This window comes from Pseudomonas sp. ANT_J28, assembly GCF_008370005.1.
Classification (GTDB): domain Bacteria; phylum Pseudomonadota; class Gammaproteobacteria; order Pseudomonadales; family Pseudomonadaceae; genus Aquipseudomonas; species Aquipseudomonas frigoris.
This window is the reverse complement of record NZ_VOBM01000019.1, coordinates 68301-85972: the sequence shown is the minus strand read 5'-3', so window position 1 is coordinate 85972 and position 17672 is coordinate 68301. Positions and strand designations below refer to the sequence as shown.

Here is a 17672-nt window from a genome sequence, read left to right as displayed (position 1 = left end):
TACCGTTGCGCGATCCTGTTGACCATCTTCAAGCCACCCCGACTTGCACCGCACCGGCGTTCAAGCGCACAGGCCAGACACGCAGACGCTGTTGTGGGTACTCCAGGCAGCTACCGTCCTCAAGGCGGAAATGCTGTTTGTAGATTGGCGATGCAACGACCAGATCACCCTTGATGCTGCCGACCAACCCGCGACCGATCACATTCGCCCCGGATTGCGGGTCATGGTTGTCGATGGCGTAAAGGGTCTTGCCGTGAACATTCGGCAGGTAGAACAGCGCCACTTGCGCGCCGTCGAGCCAGACGACAACGCCGGAGTTGCTGACCAGATCCTGTTGCTCGCACACCGTTTGCCAGGCCTTGGGGTTTTCCAGGGAATCGATGCGTTGGGTATTGGACTGGCTCATCAGGCAATCTCCTCGATAACAGGGATAAGGTTGAGTTCGGCGGCCATGATCGGGCGCCGCTGGCCGCGTTCCTGGACAAAATGGATGTCCGGGTCCGGGCGTTTGTCGTTGACGAAGGTACGGAAACGCTTGAGTTTTTCCGGGTCTTTGAGGGCGTTGGCCCACTCGCACTCATAGCGATTGACCACCAGTTCCATCTGCGATTCGAGCTCTTCACCCAGCCCGAGGCTGTCGTGGATGATCACGTCCTTGAGGTAATCGAGGCCGCCCTCCAGGCTTTCGCGCCACACCGAGGTACGCTGCAATTTGTCGGCGGTGCGGATGTAGAACATCAGGAAGCGGTCGATGTAGCGGATCAGGGTTGCATCGTCGAGGTCGGTTGCGAACAGTTCGGCATGGCGCGGGCGCATGCCGCCGTTGCCGGCGATGTAAAGGTTCCAGCCTTTCTCGGTGGCGATCACGCCAACGTCTTTGCTCTGGGCCTCGGCGCATTCACGGGTGCAACCGGACACCGCGAATTTGAGTTTGTGCGGCGAGCGCAGGCCCTTGTAGCGGTCCTCGATGGTCAGGGCCATTTGCACGCTGTCCTGCACGCCGTAACGGCACCAGGTGCTGCCGACGCAGGACTTCACCGTCCGGGTCGATTTGCCATAGGCATGCCCGGTTTCGAAACCCGCTTCAATCAGATCGGCCCAGATGTCCGGCAGTTCATGCAACTGCGCGCCAAACAGGTCGATACGCTGGCCGCCGGTGATTTTGGTGTAGAGGTCGTATTTCTTCGCCACCACACCGATCGCGATCAGTTTGTCGGCGGTGATCTCGCCACCGGGGATGCGTGGCACCACCGAATAGGTGCCGTTTTTCTGCATGTTGGCCATGAAGGTGTCGTTGGTGTCCTGCAACGGCACCAGCGACGCGTCCATGATCGGCTGGTTCCAGCACGACGCGAGGATCGAGCCCACCGCCGGTTTGCACACGTCGCAACCGGTGTGGCCACGACCATGCTTGGCCAGCAGTTCTTCGAAGGTGATCACCCCTTCTACCCGCACCAGCGCATAAAGCTCCTGACGGGTATAGGCGAAGTGTTCGCACAGGCTTTTGTCGACGCTGACGCCACGGGCAATCAACTCGTGCTCGAAGACCTGCTTGAGCAGCCCGGCACAACCACCGCAACCGGTGCACGCCTTGGTCTGCGACTTGAGCAGGCCGAGGTCAGTGCAGCCACCGTCGATGGCCGAGCAAATGGAACCCTTGGTGACGTTGTGGCACGAGCACACCGTGGCCGATTCGGGCAAGGCGCCTGGGCCCAGGGTCGGCGCGCCTTCGGACGACGGCAGAATCAGGCTGGCGGGTTCCGCCGGCAGCGCAATCGCGTTCTGCATGTATTGCAGCAGCGTGTCGTAATAGCTGTTGTCACCGACCAGCACCGCACCGAGTACGTGCTTGCCGGTCGCGTCCACCACCAAACGTCGATAGCTGGCCGTGGTTTCGTCGATGAACTGATAGCTGCGCGCGCCCGGTGTGCTGCCATGCGCGTCGCCGATGGAGCCGACATCGACGCCCAGCAGTTTGAGCTTGGTCGACATGTCCGCGCCCATGAACGGCTCGGCGGTTTCGTTGCACAACAATGCGGCAACACCGCGCGCCATTTGGTAGCCCGGGGCGACCAGGCCAAAAATGCTGCCATTCCACGCGGCACACTCGCCGATGGCATAGATGTTCGGATCGCTGCTCTGGCATTGGTCGTCAATCACGACGCCGCCGCGCGGGCCGACTTCCAGCGAGCATTGACGGGCCAGTGCGTCTTGCGCACGGATGCCGGCGGAGAACACGATCAGGTCGGTTTCAAGGAATTCGTCATTGGCGAAGTTCATCCGGTAGCGGTATTCCTCGCCTGCGCTGATCGATTGCGTGCCGCGCGACAGGTGCACACCGACGCCAAGCCGCTCGATCTGCGCCTTGAGCGCCAGGCCACCGTACTCGTCCAGCTGCACCGGCATCAGGCGCGGGGCGAATTCCACTACATGAGCTTCCAGACCCAGGGTTTTCAGCGCGTTGGCGGCTTCCAGACCCAGCAAACCACCGCCAACCACCACACCGCGTCGGGCGTTGCTTGCCGCGGCACGAATGGCGTCGAGGTCTTCGAGGGTGCGATACACCAGGCGCGAATCGCCCTCGGCGCCTTCGATCGGCGGCACAAACGGATAGGACCCGGTGGCCAGCACCAATTTGTCGTAGGAGACACAGCCTTGCTCGGTGATCACCTGGCGACGGGCACGGTCGATTTCCAGGACCGGCACCCCCAGATGCAGGGTTACGCCCGGGGTCTGGTACAGCGAGGCTTCACCGAGGGCCAGCGACTCGGCATCGCGGCCGGAGAAATACTCGGAAAGGTGCACGCGGTCGTAGGCACGCATCGGCTCCTCGCTGAACACGTGCAGCCGATAGTGATCAAGGGCACCGCGTTCGATCAGCTGTTCGACACAATGATGTCCGACCATGCCATTGCCGATCACGATCAGCGTTTGCAGCTTGTTCAAAGTGGCAACATTGGAATTCATAAGAGACACCCGTCGATAGCTGTTCAAAAAGCAAAAAAAAACGCCTGAAACCTTGCGGTTCCAGGCGTCTTTGCCTGTTCATTTACGGTGCCAGGTCAGGCATCTATGCCGGATCCACCGATGTTGCCCACGACCTGATCGGCCAATCGATCGTCGTTGACCGAGGGGGCTGCCCACTCGACTGCGTTCACAGTGGGCCTGAACAGTGTCTTGCAGACTTTGTGCCAGTCGGCCATTGGCAGTCCTTGCGCCAGTAAACGTTGACCACAGGCGCCCATCAAAGCCTGATATTTGCCTTCGTATAGTGCAGCGCGGGGGTGCGCGGCCTTATAAAAGTGCACAAAGGCTATCCCGTTCCGGATCAGAATTTGCCACCCAGCGGGTATTCGATCGCCAGGCGGATCTGATTGGCGTCCAGCTCCGCTTGCGCCGCATTCCCGCGATGAACCGCATGGCGCAGGCTGAACGCGAGGTTTTTCGCGACGCCCGACTGCACCACGTATTTGGCCTGCAGATCACGCTCCCAGTGCTTGCCGCCCTGCCCGTAACCCAGCCATTTGTAGCCGCCGTTCGGGTCCATGTGCGTACCGTCGATGCCGCTGCCGCGCACGTACAGGGCGCCGAAGGTCAGGCCGGGAATGCCATAACCGGCCATGTTCAGATCGTAGCGCGCTTGCCAGGAAGCCTCCCGGGGCGCGTTGAAATCGGACAGCGCCACGGCGTTGCTCAGGTAGATCGCGCCACGGGTCACGTAATCGAAGGGTGTGTCGCCATCGACCTTTTGATAGCCCAGGCCGAAGCTGTGGGCACCGAGCTTGTAGGTCGACAGCAAACTCCAGGTGCGCATTGACATTCCGGCAGACAGCGGCCTGGCCGAATGTCTGGAGTCGGCGGGTTTGAAGCAGGTCGATACCGTGGCGCAAATGGCCAAGGGCACGCCGCCGCAAACAGCCAATGGAGTTCAGCAGTTCGCTGTGGTGACTCAAGCCATTGGCTGATCGCTATCCCTCACAGTCTTTTTTATGGAGCGTCACCCGTATGTCTGAACCTACCGTTCTGCTGTTGGCTCGCGCCGACGGCAGCCGCGTTACCACGTCTTTTACAGCAGCGTCTTTGGGTGCTTTCGATCCGTTCAAGGACGGTCGCCAACTGGCCTACAACGGCCCGGATGGCGTGTCAGCGGGCATCGTGCACATCAGCGGAACGCTCGATAGCGATGACTTTCCGCACACCGAAGTGATCGTGATCCACGCCGGCCACGTCGTGCTGCAATCCGAAGCGCAGACGCTGGAACTGGGTGTCGGCGCCAGCGCCGTGATCGGTCGCGGCACAGCGCTGCGACTCCAGGCTCATGCTGATACGTGCTGGGCATTTTGTGCCGTCACCAGCCCCACCGCACAGCCGACACCCGGCCTGACCGCGCTCGATCCGCTGGACATACTCTCGCCTTCGCTCGCACCGGAACCGCAGATTTTGATCGGACCGACGCCGCAGTGCCGCTCACACAATGCCTTCGAAGACGACGCCACCCACCTGCGCGTCGGTGTTTGGGATTCGACACCGTATGAGCGTCACGGCCGGCCCCACAAACTCCATGAGCTGATGAACCTGATCGAAGGCAGCGTCACCCTGCTGACGCCTGATGGAACGAGCGTGGAGGTCAGCACCGGCGACAGTGTGTTTGTGCCGCTAGGGGCACCGTGCGCGTGGAAAAGTACGCGGTATGTGCGCAAGTTCTATGCAGTGAAGTAGTGGCGTAGTACTTGACGGTCTCTACCTGTGGATCAGGCCCAACACCGCCAACTTGATTGCCCGAAAGGCCTATGACTTGATTCGCGCGAGCCAGGGCTTGTCCTTTTCTTGACGTGAGAGGCTCCGCGGATTCAAGCCGTAGCCATTTCAGAGCTTGGCGATCGAGACTTCGGTGGATTTGACGAAGGCAATCACCTCGCTCCCCACTTTCAATTCAAGATCGCGCACTGAACGGGTGGTAATCACCGATGTGACGATACCGGAGGCGGTTTGCACATCGATTTCGGAGACCACTTCGCCTGTCACAATTTCCTTGATGACACCCTTGAACTGGTTGCGGACGTTGATCGCTTTGATGGTCATGATGAAGCTTCCTGTCTGATGTCGAATACATCCGCACGGATGTGCAGGCCTTCAAAATGAACCTCCCGGATCAATATTAAAAGGAATATATATTGATTCACTTATTCCTGAATAGAATATAAAGTCCGCCCAGCATCTGCCACAACGCCACGGTGCTTTGTAAAGGCTTGGGTGTGCTTGAGTTCAGTGGATTGTGCCGAAGCCTTGTAAAACCACTCAATGTAGTCAACGATGCGATTGGCCTTCGTTCCTTGTTTTGTGCCATGGACCCTGCCCCATTTCCTGAATGTTCAGGACTAAAGTTCGCGCACATTACCCACAAAAGACCGGATGACAGCAGAACCGACTATCCTTTCGGAAAGTGAACGCTGCACTCTTGGCAAAAAGGGACGCCATGCCAGACCATGATCGCGCCATCGGCTCCAGACCCGGCATCACAGGCGTTGATCGAACCTGTCTGATCAAGCCCAGGCTACTCTGGATGGCTTCAATTTCGGTTTTCTGTCTTTTCACGGCAACTCCCGGATATGGCCAGAACCTGCCCACCGCAGTGGGTGTCGAAAACGCCACGGTTACGGTGATTCAAGCGCAGGAAATCGTTTCCAGGGCCACCCTCGAAGCCGTTCGCTGGAGCGGCCCTGAATCCGGCCCGCAAGCCTTGCGGGGCAAGAGCATCGCCTTTGTCGCAGAAGATTTGCGTAACGGAGGAATTGTCGGTGTCGCGCAGGGCGCTCGCGAGGCAGCCAAGGCGATGGGCTGGACGCTGAAGATATTCGATGGCGCGGGATCATCGGCCGGGCGCGCGAAGGCCTTTTCCGATGCCCTGGCAGCGAAACCCGACGGCCTCATTCTGTGCGGCTCCGATGCCCTTGAGAACAATGCGGCGCTGATCCTCTTCGCCAACAAAGAGGTGCCGGTGGTTGGCTGGCACGCCGGGGCACGACCCGGGCCGATTGACGGCACGCCGGTGGCCATGAACGTCACGACCGACCCGCTCGAAGTGGCTCGCCTCACGGCCATGGCGGCAGTGGCACAGTCAAACGGACACGCCGGCGTGGTCATCCTGACCGACTCCAAGTACAGCATCGCCATGGCGAAAGCCAAGGCCATGGAAAACGTCATTCGGGCCTGTCGGGAATGTACGTTGCTGGAAGTGCGCGATGTCGCGATCTCCGAAAGTAGCGAGAAGATGCCAGCGATCACCAAGGAGCTGCTTCAGCGCTATGGCAAACGCTGGACCCACACGCTGGCCATCAACGATATCTATTTCGATTACTCGATTTCCTCATTGACCAACGCCGCAATACCCAGTGACGGCATCAGTCTGTTGTCTGCCGGTGATGGCAGCGCTTCGGCTTTCTTGCGCATACAGGCAAAAACCTACCAGACCGTCACCGTGGCCGAGCCGCTCAACCTACATGGCTGGCAAGTGATGGATGAATTGAACCGGCTGTTTGCAGGTCAGCCGGTGAGCGGCTTCGTCGCGCCGATTCACCTGGTCAATGCCGACAATATCGCCTTCGACGGCGGGAAGAAATTCCAGTACGACCCTGACAATGGCTATCGAGACATCTATCGCCACCAATGGAATCCCTGATATTGGACGTTACTTCCCGGCTCGGACGCCAGCTATTGCCGCAATCGCTACGCGCACAGTTCACACTGGCGTTTCTGACGCTGGCGCTGCTGATCCTGGCGAGTGGTGCAACGGCGGTCTACGCCTTGCGCACGTCAAACAACGCCACCCGCCAGCTGACGGATGAACGACTGGTCCGCATGCAAGATGGGCAAGACATGCTGCAGCGTACCTTGCTGATCGAACGCCAGACCGATCAGCTTCTGACAACCCGCTCCCCCGACACCCTGCGTTCAAGCTATGTGGCGACCGTCGAACAGCTTGAAGCCCTTGATCAACTGGTGCAGCAGCTGACTGCCGCGAACAGTGGCGTGGCGATACTCGACATGCATCAGTCGAGTCAGATGTTCCGCAATACCGCCAACATCGTTGCGCAGCTGCGAGAAAGCCTGCTGCAAATCGAGGTCACCTTCGAGCAAACCATGGAGGATCACACCGCCCGGTTAACCGCGACGCAGACCCGGGCCAGCCTGGAACTGGCAGTGTTACTTTTCGATCTGCCGCAGACTGTTGACAATGATGCTGTGCAACGGCTGCGGATCCGCTATGAGCGACTGTCACGCACCGCAGGCAAGTTACCCGACGCTAATGTGGAGACACCCGATCTCTTCTCCCTGCGCCTGAGGCTCATCAATCAGCACAACGTCATACAGCGCTTCAATGAGGAACTGAAGAATGAGGCCGGGGTTCTGGTCGCGGTGGCCCGTGCGCAATCCAGTGCTTACACCGAAGACTATCGCGAAGCCCTGCAGCGCCTGGTCGAGGCCTCAAATCGTAGCCAGCAATGGGTGCTGATCATGTTGGGCGCCAGCCTGGTGTTCGCCTGGTTCGTGACCCGGGTCTTCATGGGCCGTCATGTGCTCGTGCGTCTGAATGAAATAAGCCGGCAATTGCGTCAGGAACACACTGACAAAACGCATTTGATGATGGCGGAACAGGGGAAGGACGAGATCGGCAACATGGCTCGCGCGGTGAATCAATTCCTCAAAGACCGACTTCAGCTGGAAAAAAGAACGGTCCAATTGAGTATCGCCACAGAGCGGCTCGCCCTGCAAAACAGCCGATTAGAGCAAGAAGCCGTCATCCGTGCCGGACAAGGTCATGTCCTGGAGCTGATCGCCAGGAGCACCGAGCTTGCAGAAGTCCTCGACAGCCTGGCTCACCTGGTGGAGTCCCAGCTGAAGGGGATGATGGTGTCCATCCTGGTGCTGGATGAGGATGGCAAGCACCTGCTGCACGGGGCCGCCCCCAGTTTGCCGACAGCCTATAACCAGCTCATTGACGGGATTTCGATCGGTCCGAACGTCGGTTCATGCGGCACTGCGGTGTATCGACGAGAACCGGTCATCGTCACGGATATCGAGCTGGATCCGCTGTGGGAGCAGTACCGTTCAGCCGCTGCGCCCTATGGGTTTCGCGCCTGCTGGTCGACGCCGATTCTGTCCCATGAGCGAAAGGTATTGGGTACGTTTGCCTTGTATTCCAACACCGCACGCAGCCCCAGCTCGACCGAGACGCGACTGATCGACATGGCGACACCTCTTGCCGGCATTGCGATAGAACGCCAACTGACCGAAAAACGTATTCGCTATATGGGGGACCATGACGCACTGACCGGGCTGCCGAATCGCACACTGCTCGAAGACCGTCTCAAGCAGGCAATACTTTATGCTCAGCGCTACAACCGCCTGGTGACGGTGGTGTTTCTCGATCTGGACAAATTCAAACTGGTGAATGACAGCCTTGGGCACAGTGCTGGAGACGAACTGCTGAAAACCGTCGCCCAGCGCATGCTGGAGTGTGTACGCCGCACCGACACCGTCGTGCGACTGGGTGGCGACGAGTTTGTGATCATCCTGTTCGACCAGCCCTCAGACCTCGACGGCGTTACTCCAGCCCTGCACAAAATCCAGGAAGCCATCCTGCGGCCGATTCAGCTCAGCGGACATACACTCCACGTCACCTGCAGCATGGGGTTGGCCACCTACCCTGCCGACGGCAGCGATACCGACACGTTGCTCAGCAATGCGGACGCCGCCATGTACCGGGCCAAGGAGCTGGGTCGCAACAGTTATCAGTTCTATACGAGCGAGATGAATAACAAGGTTCAGGGCAAGCTCGCCATGCAAGACGGGCTTCGAAACGCACTCAACCATGACGAGTTCCTGCTGCTGTACCAGCCACAGGTGGATTTGCAGTCAGGTCAGATTATCGGCGTAGAGGCACTGATCCGCTGGCAGCACCCCGAACTCGGCATCGTGTCTCCAATCAAATTCATTCCGCAGGCCGAAGAGACCGGGTTGATCGTGCCCATCGGCGACTGGGTGGTCCATACCGCGTGCAGACAGAACAAGGCCTGGCAGGACGCGGGCTGGCCCCCGATCACCATGTCGGTGAATATTTCAGCACGCCAGTTCATCGAAAGGGACCTGATCGATCGGGTGAGGCATGCCTTGCAAGAAACTGGACTGGACCCGATGTACCTTGAGCTGGAGCTGACCGAAAGTCTGATCATGCAAGACCTTCAGCAAGCCATCAGCAAAATGAAGGAACTGCAATCTATGGGGATCAGTCTCTCGATCGACGACTTCGGCACCGGCTACTCCAGCCTCGCAGCATTGAAAAGCTTCCCGATCGCGAGACTCAAGATCGACCAGTCTTTCGTGCGCGATCTGCCCGACAACGAGAACGACAAAGCCATCGCCACCGCAGTGATTTCGTTGGGGCACAAACTGAACCTCAAGGTCATTGCCGAAGGTGTCGAAACCGAAGAGCAGCAAACCTTCCTGCGTGAAAACGGCTGCGATGAAATTCAGGGCCACTTTTTCAGCAAAGCAGTAAGCGCAGAGGAAATCAGTGTGTTACTGCGTACGCCCCGGTTGCCTCAACCGAGCCGCATTGCGAGCCCTGACTCGGTAAGGCGAAAACGCGATGTAAAACGCCCACGCAGTCCAATGCCCGGGCATTAATACTGCGCAGGGCCCATACCCAATCTTTCAACAGTAAAGTCGCGACGTTACCGATCGGCGACAGCCCGCATAGCTGCCGTTAGTGACGGGCAGCTATCGGCCACTAGGGACTGTGTCTACCATTCACGACTGGCAGCAATCGGCTGTGTCAGATACACAGTTAGCCTGATCGAGAGCTACGCTAATGCCTAGTGAGGCCCCGTCCATCCAAATCAGCAGTGGCGCACGAACATGGTTTTCTCTTTACTGATGGCGTTGGTATTAGCGTTCCTGATTGGCTGGGTTTCGCAGCGTATGGGTATGTGTCTTGTCAAAGCGAGCGAACAATTGCTGGCGGGGCGCCCGACGTTGTTTGTGGCACTGACATCGTGTGGATTGTTCGGGTTGATGCTGGCCCCGCTCTATCGTTTCTCCGAGGTCAGCCTGCCGCTGTACTCGCCTGGTATTTCCTATCCTTCACTGGTTTCGGGAGGCTTGTTGTTCGGGGTGGCATCGGTGCTGAACAACGGTTGCAGCGTAGGCACGCTGACCAAGTTTGCCTGTGGCAATTTCAATAAACTGTTCACGATGATCGGTTGGGTCCTGGGGATCGTGCTCTGGTATTACATGCGCATGATGCCCGAGCAGAAGACCATTCTGATGCCGGAAATTTCCAGCCGCCATTACTGGCTGTTGATCGGTGTAGTGGCGCTGGTGCTGATATTTTTGGTCGGCATACATGGTAATAAACACCTGGTGCTCTCCAGTATGCTGCTGGGTGCGTTGACGAGTGCGCTCTATACGTTCGAGCCGTTATGGACACCTAGTGTGTTCTTTTACAATGTTTCGCAGATGTTCTGGCAAGCCGATATGGCAATCAGCGCCCGGCGTATTGCGGTGTTTGTTATGTTGCTGGCAGGCATGCTGAGTTTTACCCTGTACAGGAAAACGTTCCGTTTCGAGGCCTTTACCCCATCAAAGGCTGGCGTTCATTTGTTGGCGGGTATTTTGATGGGGATTGGGGCTTCGATGATGCTCGGCGGTAACGACTCGCAAATACTGTTGGTGTTTCCAACACTGGGCGTTGCTTCAAGCATTCCACTGGTGTCGATTGCCACAGGCATTCTGGTGTCATTGTGGTACAAAAAACGCCGTAAGAGTTGAACACCCTCAAGATGGCTCCAGAGGTGTGCCGTATTTTTTGTGCAACAGCCAATCCAACTGAAGTGATTCTCGCTGAGACGGAACAAGGGCGAGCGATCCTGGGCGTAGGGGATGGCTTCTGTGCTAATGACGTTGAAGGCGATGAAGACATCCTGTGGCGCAAGAACTTGTTGCGGCAGATTGGCTACAAGCTGTGAATTGCAGAGCGAACATTTCGTGGGAAAGGGACTGGTTTGATTTCGCCTGGCTGAACATCTGCAAAGTGTCGATTGGAGCTGGTCGCTGACAGCCACTTTCGACTCAATATAGACGGTGACGACAGACAGAAATCGATTGCTGCCCTTCGCCACAGACGGCAATCGGCAATCGGCAATCGGCCCAGAAGCGGACCATCAGTGCCCCGGTGTCGCTTGGGACTCTTCAAAATGATGCCGTAACAATGGCACTCCTCGCTAATAGCCAGCGTAGACACCTACTCGCCCATAAAAACCCTCTTGAAAAACGCGATAAATAGCTAGCTATTTGTTGACGAAAGTCTGAAGTATTCATTTGAATTTTCAGATTCTTCCACCCCGCCGCCTATGCCTAACATCGGCTCCACAGCGAACTAACCTCGGCAGCGCTTAGTGGGACCCATCAGGCAGAGACCCGGCTCAAAAATCCTCTGCCGTTGCTGACCCTTGATCGCCGACTGGCTTTGTCGAAGTGCTTTTGCAGTAGGCCTAAGGATTTTTGAGGATCACCGATGAAGCTGGAAATTTTCCGCACGTTGTGGGGTTACACCGCCAGCAAGGCCCAGGCGCTTGAAGAGCTGCTACAGGCGGGCTTTGATGGAATGGAAGCACGTCTGCCACTGGACGCCCGTGAACGGGCTGAGTTCGCCGCCTTTCTCCAGGCCAATCGGCTGGGTTATATCAGCACAGTCTTCACGGCGTACGATGTGCTGCCGGACCAGTCGGCGACCGCTGATGTTCACCTCAATGACCTCGATCAGAAACTCGCCTGGGCCGCCGAGCTCGGCCCACGTTTCGTCAACGTGCTGGCGGGCAATGACCGTTGGTCCTTGCCGCAACAAGTGGAGTTTTTTGGCCAGGCTCTGGAACTGGCGCGCAAGCACGGCCAGGTCTGCAGTTTCGAAACTCACCGCTCGCGTTCACTGTTCAACCCCTGGGTGACCCTGGAGTTGATCCGGCAACTGCCCGATCTGTTGTTCACCAGTGACATCAGCCATTGGGTCGTAACCTGCGAGCGCCTGTTGAATGACCCGGCCGATGATCTGAGCGCTTTCATCGAGCGGGTTCACCATATCCAGGCACGGGTCGGTTACGACCAGGGCCCGCAGGTTCCGCACCCGGCGGCTCCCGAATATGCACAAGAACTGGCTTTCCATCAGCAGCACTGGGAAAGCATTTGGCGCTCGCAGCAAGCCCGCGGTTACCAGGTCAGCACCCTGACCCCGGAATTCGGCGCCGACGGCTACCTGCATCATTTGCCCTTCACCAATGTACCGGTCGCCGACCTATGGTCATTGAACGTGTGGATGGGCCAGACCGAGCGCGAACACTTCGAGCGTTTCCACCACTCAAGCAATCCTTAGGGAGCCGATGCGTCATGCCTGACAATAAAAACAACAGCGCCAGCACTGACACAAACAAAGCCAACTTCAATAGCATCCCGGTGGTCAACATCGCCGGTCTGTTCAGCTTCGAACTGGAACACCGCCTGACCGTGGCCGAACAATTGGGGCGCGCCGCCCGCGAAGTCGGGTTCCTCTATATCACCAATCACGGTATCGACCCGCAACTGATCGCCAACCTGCGCAAGGCTGCCAAGGACTTTTTCGACCAGCCCTTCGACACCAAGATGCGGCACTACATCGGCACCTCGCAAACCCACAAGGGCTTTGTACCCGAAGGCGAAGAGGTCTATTCCAAAGGCAAGCCGGACCACAAGGAAGCCTTCGACGTCGGCTTCGAAGTCCCGGCCGATGACCCGCTGGTGCTGGCCAACACGCCGTTGCTGGGGCCCAACGACTGGCCGCAGCTGCCGGGTTTCAAGGCGTCGGTGCAGGCCTACTATGAAGCGATCTTCGCCTTGGGCCGGCGCCTGTTCGGCGGCTTTGCCCTGACCCTGGGCCTGGAAGAAAACTATTTCGACAGCCTGGTCACCCGACCGCCGTCCAAGCTGCGCCTGATCCACTACCCCTTCGACGGTGCCGCCCATGACGCACCGGGTCTTGGAGCCCATACTGATTATGAGTGCTTCACCATCCTCCTGGCCGACAAACCAGGCCTTGAGGTGATGAACAACCTTGGACAATGGATCGATGCACCACCGATTGCCGATGCCTTTGTGGTCAACATCGGCGACATGTTGGAAGTGATGACGGCAGGCGCATTCGTTGCCACTGCGCACCGGGTGCGGAGCGTGAAGGAGGAGCGTTATTCCTTTCCGCTGTTTTATGCCTGCGACTATCACACCCAGATCAAACCGCTGCCCGGGTTCGCCCAGGCAGGCAACGACTACGAAGAAATCACGATCGGCGAACACATGTATGGCCAGGCACTGCAGACCTATCAGTATCTGCGCCAGAGGGTGGCCAATGGGGAAGTTCAACTGCCAGGCAAGGCACGCAAGCCCGCCAGTTTCGGACATTTGAAAAATCAGGTTCAACCGTCCTGATTGAAGTTTTCAGTTACCCCTTACCTACGCCGGAGTCAGTAAAAAATGAAAAACAATAAAAAAAACCTGTTGAGCTTGGCTGTATTGGCAGCCGGTATGCTCGGTGCCTCGGTGAGCATGGCCGCATCAGACACGTTCAAGGTCGGCATGGAAATCACCTACCCGCCCTTCGAGTCCTATGACAAAGACAAAAACGTGGTGGGTTCGGACCCGGAACTGGCAACGGCCCTGGCCAAGCACATGAACACGAAGGTGGAGTTCGTCGACACCAAGTTCCCGAGCCTGATCCTGGGCCTGAACTCCGCCAAATACGACGCGGTCATTTCCGGCATGTACATCACACCGGAGCGCCAGACTCAGGCCCAAACCATCGCCTATGCCAACACCGGTGCCGCGGTCATGGTGCCCAAGGGCAGCGAGATCAATGCGAAAAAACCTGAAGACCTGTGCGGCTTGAAACTGGGCCTGGAACAGGGCACTACCTGGGTCAAGGAATTCAAGAAGCTCTCCGATGAGTACTGCGTGCCGAACAACAAAGGCGCCATCACCGTCAGCGAATACCCCTCCGCGCCCGAAGTGACCCAGGCCCTGTTGTCCAAGAACATTCAGGCCCAGGTTGAAATCGCTGGCGCTGCAAAAATGATCGCGGAAAAGACCAATGGCCGGGTAGTGATCACCACCGAACACCCGATCTATCAGCAAACCCTGGGTATCTTCGTCAAAAAAGGTAACGACGAAACATTCCAGGCCGTGCAAAAAGCCTTCGAGGAGACCAAAAAGAGCGGTGAATACGCCGCTATTCTTAAGAAATATGGCTTGGAAGAACCGACTGCCAACTAAGAACGTGTCCTTGTAGTCTGGTCATCTGCCGCCCCTGCACCGGGGCGGCAGATCGAGGTGCCCTATGCAATTCGATTGGTCGTATTTCTTCTCCCTGTTCTCCCTGCCGGACTTCTGGAAGGCCTGCGTCACGGTGGTCCAGCTCAGTGCCCTGGCCTGGTTCCTCGGCATGCTGCTGGGCTTTGGCCTGGCCACGGCCAAGCTGTCCCAGTCGCCCTTACTGCGCATTCCCGCGGCGGTCTACATCTGGTTCTTCCGCAGCATCCCGTTGCTGGTGCTGGTGGTCTTCGTCTACAACTTGCCGCAATTGTTTCCCGGAAGCGGGCCGATACTGTCAAACCCCTTCTACTCCGGCTTGCTGGCCCTGGTGGTCACGGAAGCGGCTTACATGGCAGAGATCCACCGTGGTGGCCTGATCTCCGTGGCCAAGGGCCAGAAGGAAGCAGGCCGCGCGCTGGGTGTCGGCCTGTTTGGCATGCAGCGCTTGATCGTGATCCCCCAGGCTTTCCGTATCTCGCTGCCTACGTTGATCAATGAGTACATCACCGTGGTCAAGCTGACGTCGCTGGTCTCGGTCATCTCCCTGACCGAAATCCTCACGGTCGGCCAACGCCTCTATGCCACCAACTTCCTGGTCATGGAAACCCTGGCTGCGGTAGGCGTGTACTACGTGCTGATCGTCACCGTGTTCGGCTATTTCCTGCAGCGTCTGGAGCGCTACCTGGACCTGAACTTCCGCAAGCCGCATACACTCGATGCCGCCGCGGTGGTCAAGCTCAAGGCGTGCGCCGAAGCCTTGCCCGACAATGCGCGTAAAGCCGCGGGCAGCAACGCGACGCCAATCCTGCAACTGAAGAACATCCAGAAGACCTATGGCACGCACCAAGTGCTGATGGGTATCGATCTGAATGTCGAATACGGCCAGGTGATCTCGATCATTGGCCCATCCGGTTCCGGCAAAACTTCGCTGATCCGCACGGTCAACGGTCTGGAAAGCATCGATACAGGCGACATTCTGTTGTTCGGTGAAAAATTCATCGAAGCGTCGGACAAACCCAACAGCGCCCGTCTGCGCAAAGGCGTGCGGCACATTGGCATGGTGTTCCAGAACTTCAATCTTTTCCCGCACCGCACCATTCTCGACAACGTCACGCTGGCGCCGCGTTACCACGGCATCCCGGGCGAGCTGAGCGAACACCGTGCTTATGCGCTGTTGGACAAGGTCGGCCTGCTCGCCCACGCCCACAAGTACCCGCACCAGCTCTCCGGCGGGCAGCAACAGCGCGTGGCAATTGCTCGTGCTTTGGCCATGGAGCCGGACATCATGCTGTTCGATGAGCCTACGTCAGCGCTCGATCCAGAACTGGTGGGCGATGTGCTGAACGTCATACGCGACCTTGCCAGTGAAGGCATGACCATGATTATTGTCACCCACGAAATGGACTTTGCCATGTCGATATCCGACAGGGTCGTCTTCATGGAGAACGGTAATATCCAACTGGATGCTGCACCTGAAACCATCCGCTGCGATGCCGAAGGAGAGAGAGTGCGGCGCTTCATGGGAATCAGTACTCGATCGCCAACCCTGTCTACAACTGCGAATCAAGCGTGAGCAGGGTGCTGCAGTAGGCAACCACTTTCTTTGAACTTCCTTCTTTCAGGAAACACGCATGAATCTTGGAATAGCAGGACGCTGGGCGCTGGTGTGCGCGGCCAGCAAAGGCCTGGGTAAAGCCTGCGCACAGGCACTCGTCAGCGAAGGCGTGAACGTGGTGATCACCGCCCGAGGCGAACAGACGCTGGATGAAACAGCCCGTAAGCTCAAAGCGATAAATCCTGGAGTGACTGTCATCGCCGTCGGATGCCGTAGCTAAATTCCTGCTAAACGCTTCGGCTCACCCGAGGAGTTCGGCGCTCTGTGCGCTTTCGTTTGCAGCAGTCATGCGGGCTACCTGACCGGGCAGAACTTGTTGATTGATGGAGGGGCCATTCGCTCCAGCCAATAAAGACGGCAGGCGCAAGTGGAGCGGATGGCATAGGGGCTTTCGCCATTCGCCTCCTGTGTACGACGTGGTGGATTGTGCGGTTGCTATATCTGTTTAAGTCGTGAGTCGCGTTTGCAAATCCGATGCCCCGCAGCAACTTTTAAACCATCGCTATCTATCCGTGAATGAAGCACCCCATCGGTTGCATCCAGCCTTTGAGGTGCAATTCATCAAACCATCAAGAACGCCCTACGGAACCTGTGACCGGTAGATTCCCCAGCAAGTTGAGCCCGGTACTCTTCACGAAAGCGTCATAGTCCATCGGTCTCTCGATACGGGTTTCAGCGTTGGGTAGTACGTAAGCCCACGCACGCTTGGACGATGCGTCGTAAACCAGCTTGAACAGGCGGGTCGGCACCCAGACCTTGTTGTCGCCGATGGTAGTGTGGCCTGAGTCAAAGAGCGGGCCGGTAAAGACAAAAACATTACCATCGGCTCGCTTGGCAAATTTTCTGACATCCGCCTCGACCTTACTCCAGATCTTCCGGTTGTTGGTTGGGTCTTGCGGCACCATGTTCGACAGCGCAAAGGATTGGGCCATTGCATTGGGGTTCGGTGCATCGGCTGCCGGGGATTGATGGCCACGGTCCACGGCCGGATGTTGGCTACGATAGTCGCTCAACTCTGCCCGCCCACTCTTGGGGATGCGTGGGTCCGGGTAAAACTGGTTGGTGCGCTCCTCCCCTTTGGCATCCTGCAGCTGGGCGGCATTAAGGCGTTCGACCACTACCAACGGTGTCTTGCTGGTTTGCGAGTACAGCACCGCAAAGTTGTCAGAGCACAGGGCCAGGGGTTTCATGGTCGCAGGCACAGTGGCCATGTTGATCGGTTTCGCAGCCGGGAACAGATCTGCGCAGCCGTCAAACGATGCCTGTTTCTGTTTGTTTGAATAGAGGTCCAGGGCCGCGTTCTGGTTGATCGAGCCCGAGCGGGACAGGTGTTCCTGATGCTGGGTGGGCGGCTTGATGAGATCCAGCAGACTGCGGGCTTCTGCCCCGGTCGAGAGCAAAACAAGGGCCGACAGCCCAACTGCAATTTTGCGTAGGTGCATGCTTTTAATCTTCGATTTGGATTGAGGGGTAAACGTACGGCGAGTCCCGATTCACGGAACCAGGTGGAGGCGGTTGCTGATTATCTTGCGGCGAGCATGCTTTCACTGTCCTTGATCAAAATGCCGATGCGGATCCGGTCGGCTCCGAGCAGTACGACCGCTGACGGTCGTGCGGGATTTATTGACCATGACAACTCACATAAGTGCTGAGCAGCGTTTACATT

Annotated in this window: 14 protein-coding genes and 5 pseudogenes; 13 read left to right on the top strand and 6 right to left on the bottom strand. The window is 57.7% G+C overall.

Annotation, left to right across the window (positions count from 1 at the left end):
- Positions 1 to 28: 28 nt before the first annotated feature.
- The 4 genes and pseudogenes from nirD to FQ187_RS15460 all read right to left on the bottom strand — a co-directional run.
- Complete coding sequence (gene nirD / locus FQ187_RS15470) at positions 29 to 406, bottom strand: nitrite reductase small subunit NirD (protein ID WP_149630151.1); 378 nt, start codon at positions 404 to 406, stop codon at positions 29 to 31.
- The gene (gene nirB, locus FQ187_RS15465; RefSeq protein ID WP_149630150.1) at positions 406 to 2967 is read right to left on the bottom strand and encodes a nitrite reductase large subunit NirB; all 2562 of its coding nucleotides are present in this window, start codon (positions 2965 to 2967) and stop codon (positions 406 to 408) included. The genes nirD and nirB overlap by 1 nt, the downstream gene beginning before the upstream one ends.
- Positions 2968 to 3062: 95 nt before the next feature.
- A complete protein-coding gene (locus FQ187_RS29975) occupies positions 3063 to 3203 on the bottom strand; it encodes a hypothetical protein (protein ID WP_178122725.1) in 141 nt (46 codons plus the stop codon).
- Between the two features lie 125 nt (positions 3204 to 3328).
- A pseudogene (locus FQ187_RS15460) lies at positions 3329 to 3811 on the bottom strand (OprD family outer membrane porin); the annotation flags it as partial.
- Here FQ187_RS15460 and FQ187_RS15455 point away from each other — a divergent pair.
- The 3 genes and pseudogenes from FQ187_RS15455 to FQ187_RS30740 form a co-directional block, all read left to right on the top strand.
- Positions 3807 to 3965: pseudogene (locus FQ187_RS15455) on the top strand (GNAT family N-acetyltransferase); the annotation flags it as partial. The pseudogenes FQ187_RS15460 and FQ187_RS15455 sit on opposite strands and share 5 nt — an antisense overlap.
- A 40-nt stretch (positions 3966 to 4005) precedes the next feature.
- Positions 4006 to 4719, top strand: coding sequence for a cupin domain-containing protein (locus FQ187_RS15450; RefSeq protein ID WP_149630149.1), 714 nt, complete (start codon positions 4006 to 4008; stop codon positions 4717 to 4719).
- 22 nt (positions 4720 to 4741) lie between these two features.
- A pseudogene (locus FQ187_RS30740) lies at positions 4742 to 4831 on the top strand (LysR family transcriptional regulator); the annotation flags it as partial.
- 35 nt (positions 4832 to 4866) lie between these two features.
- Here the strand turns inward: FQ187_RS30740 and FQ187_RS15440 are convergent.
- Positions 4867 to 5082, bottom strand: a complete 216-nt coding sequence (locus tag FQ187_RS15440; RefSeq protein ID WP_008145745.1) for a molybdopterin-binding protein — start codon at positions 5080 to 5082, stop codon at positions 4867 to 4869.
- Positions 5083 to 5659: 577 nt separating this feature from the next.
- On the opposite strand from FQ187_RS15440, the gene FQ187_RS15435 reads away from it, so the two are divergent.
- The 10 genes and pseudogenes from FQ187_RS15435 (at position 5660) to FQ187_RS30925 (ending at position 16358) form a co-directional block, all read left to right on the top strand.
- Entirely contained in the window at positions 5660 to 6679 is a 1020-nt protein-coding gene (locus tag FQ187_RS15435; RefSeq protein WP_149630176.1) for a substrate-binding domain-containing protein, read from the top strand.
- Positions 6667 to 9687, top strand: coding sequence for an EAL domain-containing protein (locus FQ187_RS15430; protein ID WP_149630148.1), 3021 nt, complete (start codon positions 6667 to 6669; stop codon positions 9685 to 9687). Before FQ187_RS15435 ends, FQ187_RS15430 begins: the two co-directional genes overlap by 13 nt.
- Before the next feature lie 231 nt (positions 9688 to 9918).
- Positions 9919 to 10830 carry a YeeE/YedE thiosulfate transporter family protein gene (locus tag FQ187_RS15425; protein ID WP_149630147.1) on the top strand — a complete coding sequence of 304 codons (912 nt, stop codon included), beginning with the start codon at positions 9919 to 9921 and terminating at the stop codon, positions 10828 to 10830.
- Positions 10827 to 11027 (top strand): annotated as a pseudogene (locus tag FQ187_RS15420) (adenosine-specific kinase); the annotation flags it as partial. The gene FQ187_RS15425 and the pseudogene FQ187_RS15420, both read left to right, overlap by 4 nt.
- Positions 11028 to 11575: 548 nt before the next feature.
- Positions 11576 to 12427 (top strand): sugar phosphate isomerase/epimerase, encoded by an 852-nt coding sequence (locus tag FQ187_RS15415; RefSeq protein ID WP_149630146.1) that lies wholly within the window; start codon positions 11576 to 11578, stop codon positions 12425 to 12427.
- A gap of 14 nt (positions 12428 to 12441) precedes the next feature.
- On the top strand, positions 12442 to 13512 hold the full coding sequence (locus FQ187_RS15410) for an isopenicillin N synthase family oxygenase (RefSeq protein WP_149630145.1): 1071 nt from the start codon (positions 12442 to 12444) through the stop codon (positions 13510 to 13512).
- 45 nt (positions 13513 to 13557) lie between these two features.
- A complete protein-coding gene (locus FQ187_RS15405) occupies positions 13558 to 14352 on the top strand; it encodes an ABC transporter substrate-binding protein (protein WP_149630144.1) in 795 nt (264 codons plus the stop codon).
- Between the two features lie 64 nt (positions 14353 to 14416).
- Positions 14417 to 15964, top strand: a complete 1548-nt coding sequence (locus FQ187_RS15400) for an amino acid ABC transporter permease/ATP-binding protein (protein ID WP_149630143.1) — start codon at positions 14417 to 14419, stop codon at positions 15962 to 15964.
- 58 nt (positions 15965 to 16022) lie between these two features.
- Positions 16023 to 16211, top strand: a pseudogene (locus FQ187_RS30930) (SDR family NAD(P)-dependent oxidoreductase); the annotation flags it as partial.
- A 15-nt stretch (positions 16212 to 16226) separates the two neighbouring features.
- Positions 16227 to 16358, top strand: a complete 132-nt coding sequence (locus FQ187_RS30925) for an SDR family oxidoreductase (RefSeq protein WP_371925544.1) — start codon at positions 16227 to 16229, stop codon at positions 16356 to 16358.
- 217 nt (positions 16359 to 16575) lie between these two features.
- Here the strand turns inward: FQ187_RS30925 and FQ187_RS15390 are convergent, their stop codons facing one another.
- Positions 16576 to 17448, bottom strand: coding sequence for a DNA/RNA non-specific endonuclease (locus FQ187_RS15390; RefSeq protein ID WP_149630142.1), 873 nt, complete (start codon positions 17446 to 17448; stop codon positions 16576 to 16578).
- Positions 17449 to 17672: the final 224 nt, after the last annotated feature.

Bases quoted from the DNA above. Each gene is read 5' to 3' on its own strand.
- FQ187_RS15400 (WP_149630143.1), top strand. From the start codon at position 14,417: ATGCAATTCGATTGGTCGTATTTCTTCTCCCTGTTCTCCCTGCCGGAC.
- nirD (WP_149630151.1), bottom strand. From the start codon at position 406: ATGAGCCAGTCCAATACCCAACGCATCGATTCCCTGGAAAACCCCAAG.
- nirB (WP_149630150.1), bottom strand. From the start codon at position 2,967: ATGAATTCCAATGTTGCCACTTTGAACAAGCTGCAAACGCTGATCGTG.
- FQ187_RS15405 (WP_149630144.1), top strand. From the start codon at position 13,558: ATGAAAAACAATAAAAAAAACCTGTTGAGCTTGGCTGTATTGGCAGCC.
- FQ187_RS15440 (WP_008145745.1), bottom strand. From the start codon at position 5,082: ATGACCATCAAAGCGATCAACGTCCGCAACCAGTTCAAGGGTGTCATC.
- FQ187_RS15425 (WP_149630147.1), top strand. From the start codon at position 9,919: ATGGTTTTCTCTTTACTGATGGCGTTGGTATTAGCGTTCCTGATTGGC.
- FQ187_RS15410 (WP_149630145.1), top strand. From the start codon at position 12,442: ATGCCTGACAATAAAAACAACAGCGCCAGCACTGACACAAACAAAGCC.
- FQ187_RS15390 (WP_149630142.1), bottom strand. From the start codon at position 17,448: ATGCACCTACGCAAAATTGCAGTTGGGCTGTCGGCCCTTGTTTTGCTC.
- FQ187_RS29975 (WP_178122725.1), bottom strand. From the start codon at position 3,203: ATGGCCGACTGGCACAAAGTCTGCAAGACACTGTTCAGGCCCACTGTG.
- FQ187_RS15430 (WP_149630148.1), top strand. From the start codon at position 6,667: ATGGAATCCCTGATATTGGACGTTACTTCCCGGCTCGGACGCCAGCTA.
- FQ187_RS15415 (WP_149630146.1), top strand. From the start codon at position 11,576: ATGAAGCTGGAAATTTTCCGCACGTTGTGGGGTTACACCGCCAGCAAG.
- FQ187_RS15450 (WP_149630149.1), top strand. From the start codon at position 4,006: ATGTCTGAACCTACCGTTCTGCTGTTGGCTCGCGCCGACGGCAGCCGC.